Below are 3,565 nucleotides of genomic sequence, written 5' to 3'. Positions count from 1 at the left end.
GCTTGCTCTTCACTCAACCCATAGCTACGGCTATGGGTTTCACTCCACAGCGGCGCCTACGGGCGCGAATCCTTCGCCTGCTCCCGCGATCCCGGTGAGATATGCGGGCTAGCGCATCCTTGAGGAGACTGACATGCGGATTGCACATCTGTTGACGGTGGGGTTGTTCCTTCAAGCCATGGCAGGTGCCGCGGTTGCTGATCAGGAGCCGCCACTCTACGACTATGACAAACCCACCGCCTATGCGGAGTTCATCAACCTGAAAGGGGAGCACATCGGACGCGCCGAACTCATTCAGGGCCCGCACGGGCTCCTGATCATGCTGGAACTGGAGAATGTTGCCGAGGGGTCCGGCTTCCATGGGATCCACATTCACGCCCGGGGTGACTGCAGCCTTCCCGAAGAGGGGTTCCCGCGGGCCGGTCTTCATGCGCATGGGACGAACGGCGGGCAGAAGCATGGGCTGATGCACCCGGAGGGACCCCATGCCGGTGACCTCCCCAGCATTTACGTGCATGACGGGATACTTCGGTATGAACTGTTCACCACGTTTGCCTCCCTGGACGGCTCGGTCGGCACGAACATTATGCACCCCACCAGGGGTGCCTCGTTGATCATCCACGAGAACCCGGATGATCACTATACCCAGCCGGTCGGGGGCGCTGGGGACCCCATTGCCTGTGCAGAGATCAAGTTGAACTGACGGGCCCGCATATATCACCGGTGGCGATTGCACGAAAGGCGAACATCCAGGGTCGGAGCCGTGTCCCGTGGATATCTTGTCCTTCGGTTGTGTGGGCGTGTGGCGGTGTCACGCATGCCTGACGGGGGGGTGGGTGGCCTCTCCTGCGGAAGCGTGTCGGACCACACGGCCGCACAGCCCACGCAGAAGGGCAGGATATTCACGGGACAGGGCACTGGGCTTGGGTCAGCGAGCGGATGGGAACGTCCGAGGGCTCTGCATACCGCGCCGCGTGACGATGGATCCTGTGCCGATCGGGTTTCGGAGGACGATTTTTCAAGGCGATCAGGGCCGCCTCCGTCCTGTTGCGCACATGAAGCTTGCCCAGCACATGGGTCATGTGATGTTTGACCGTCTTCTCCGAGATAAAGAGCCGCTCCCCGATTTCACGATTGGTCAACCCGTCACCTACCAGTTGCAGGATGTCGCGTTCTCTGGCCGTGAGTTCATCAACGGAACCCGCCGTGTTGGGCTCGGATAGATCCCTGAGCATCCGGGCCGCCAGGCTCGGTGAGACGTAGACACCACCCATTGCGACTTCGCGCACGATGTTGCGCAGCATGTCACCCGAAACCCCTTTCAGCACGTAGCCATGCGCACCCAGCCGAAGCGCGGACAGCAAGTCCTCTTCCTCGTCTGATACCGTGAGCATGATGATGCGCGTCTGCGCGCACGCGGCGGCGATCTCCTCGGCCGCATTAAGTCCGCTATCTTCCATGCTGATATCGAGCAGTGCCACATCGGGGCATGAGGCACGCGCAAGCCTTACAGCGTCCTCGCCGTTGTCCACTTCCGCGATCACCTCGAACATGGGATCGTGTGCAAGCGCGCAGGCCACGCCCATGCGAAACATCGGATGGTCATCCGCCAACAGTATCTTGATTGATTTGCTCATCTTCTTTTACTCCGAAATGTCCATGGGCAGGGTCGCTCGAATGCTCGTGCCCCCCTCTTTGCGCCGTGCAAACTCGAATGTTCCGCCCAGGAGCTCTGCGCGCCCGCGCATGCCGGCGACTCCGAGCCCCCCTTTGCGTGAGGACGGGTTCTGCGTCGGGAGTCCCTGTCCGTCGTCGGTGATCTCCAGGCTGATCCAGCCGTCATTCATGCCCACGCGAACGTGCTGTCGGGCGCCCCTGGCGTGCCGAAACCCGTTCGTGAGGGCTTCCTGGACTATCCGATAGATGGAGACCTTTACCGATTCGGGCGCATCCACGGCGCCGACCTTGCACTCAAGTTCCGCCTTCTGTCCGCAGCGGCGCTTGTGTTCGTTGATGGCATGTTCCACCGTCTCGCCAATGGTGAAACCAGTGAGATCAATGCTGCGAATCCCCTTGCAGATGCCGCGAAGTTCGCCAAGTGCGGAGGTCAGAGCGGTTTCGACACTCCCGATTGCGGTGCCCACCTCATGCCCTTTGCCGGCGCGGAGCTCGCAACTCCTGCAGGTCTCGCCGATCGCATCCATATACAGCAAGGCGCATGAGACGTCCTGGGCGGGCCCGTCATGGAGATCTGTCGACAACTGCTGGAGCCAGCGCTCCTTGAGGGTGATGAAACGCGATCCGGCATTGCGAATGCGCTCCCGCATCTTCTCGTTATCGGCCAGCAGTGCGCGCTTGTCCCGCAGGCTTGTGGAGAGCAAGTCGCGTTGCTGGCGAATGGTTCGTGTGGCGTTTCGAACCATGCCCAACAGCAGCAGGTACATGAGCAGGGAGGCGCCTGCTATCAGCAACCACCCCTGTGTCCTCATTGAAGCGAGTGCAGCATTGAGTTCGTCGGTTTTCAGGTAAAGCTCGGTGACGGCATATATCGAACCGTCTCCACCCCGACGCATCGGCACGTATATTTCCAGGAGATTGGTCCAGCGCTCCGCCTCAGCCTGGTTCTCGGGGTCCGACAGGTTGCTGATCCGGGCGGCGACGCTGCCCTCGAGGGCGCTGCGCAGGGACTGACTGGCGGGGGGCACCGTTCCGACGAGAGTCGGGTTGGTGCTGTAGGCGATCCGGCCATCGGGCGTCCAGACCTTGGCAACGGCAAGCGTGTCTTCAAACGGCATCTGCCTGAAGAAGTCGTCAAGCGACCGTTGTGCACCCATGGTCAGGGTTTGGCGGCTCTGGAGTTCTTCCAGGTACGGCGCCACGACGGTGGCCACATAGCGCCCCGTCAGGTTGGCCTTGCGCTCGACGACCAGATTTTCACCCTGATGTCCCAGCCAGCCGCCAATGATCATCATGCCGCTGATGACCATCGCGCCGCTCAGCAGGTGGAACCGGCTCAGCAAACTGAGCCGGTTCCAGCCCATCGGAAGAGAAATTGCAGTCATGACCCTTTGCCTCCCTGCGGCCCGTCTTCCAGGCCGCATGTCCGGCGTCCTTTTGACTATAACCGGGTGGTTAGCTGGGGGCTTGATATATATCAAGCCAAATCAGGGTCCTGGCCCCCATGTCTCACCGGTCGGACACCGGCTGGCGCACAACAGGCTGAAACATAAGTGGAAATCGTTGAAATGGTTGGCAACCTCAACATGACAGGTTGTTCCCGCCGAGTCCTGTCGCGGTTCAGGCTCGTCTTCGCGCCCGTAAGCTTGCTCTTCGGTCAACCCATGACTACGGCTATTCCCTCCGGAGCGGCGCCTACGAACGAATCGCCGGGAGCGATTCGTCGCGCAAGCCCCGCAGGGGCGAGGCGCAAGGATGCGCCGAGCAACGCGAATCCGTCGCCTGCTCCCGCGACTCTGGCGAGGTATGCGGGCTAGCTGTGATCTCTCAATACGTTGTTCATCCGGGGTGAGCTGCTGGCAGGCAGGGCCGGTTGTAGGAGCCCAGC

The 3,565-nt window shown here is 61.3% G+C and carries 3 protein-coding genes; 1 reads left to right on the top strand and 2 read right to left on the bottom strand.

The window, feature by feature from the left end:
* The first annotated feature begins 133 nt into the window (after positions 1–133).
* The gene (locus B1C78_RS13295; protein ID WP_077279662.1) at positions 134–703 is read left to right on the top strand and encodes a superoxide dismutase family protein; all 570 of its coding nucleotides are present in this window, start codon (positions 134–136) and stop codon (positions 701–703) included.
* A 199-nt stretch (positions 704–902) separates the two neighbouring features.
* On the opposite strand, the gene B1C78_RS13290 is transcribed toward B1C78_RS13295, so the two are convergent.
* On the bottom strand, positions 903–1,637 hold the full coding sequence (locus B1C78_RS13290; RefSeq protein ID WP_077279661.1) for a response regulator: 735 nt from the start codon (positions 1,635–1,637) through the stop codon (positions 903–905).
* A gap of 6 nt (positions 1,638–1,643) precedes the next feature.
* On the bottom strand, positions 1,644–3,041 hold the full coding sequence (locus B1C78_RS13285; protein WP_139349939.1) for a sensor histidine kinase: 1,398 nt from the start codon (positions 3,039–3,041) through the stop codon (positions 1,644–1,646).
* Between the last annotated feature and the right edge of the window lie 524 nt (positions 3,042–3,565).

This window comes from Thioalkalivibrio denitrificans (assembly GCF_002000365.1).
Taxonomy (GTDB): domain Bacteria; phylum Pseudomonadota; class Gammaproteobacteria; order Ectothiorhodospirales; family Ectothiorhodospiraceae; genus Thioalkalivibrio_A; species Thioalkalivibrio_A denitrificans.
This window is presented reverse-complemented; position numbering and strand designations above follow the sequence as displayed.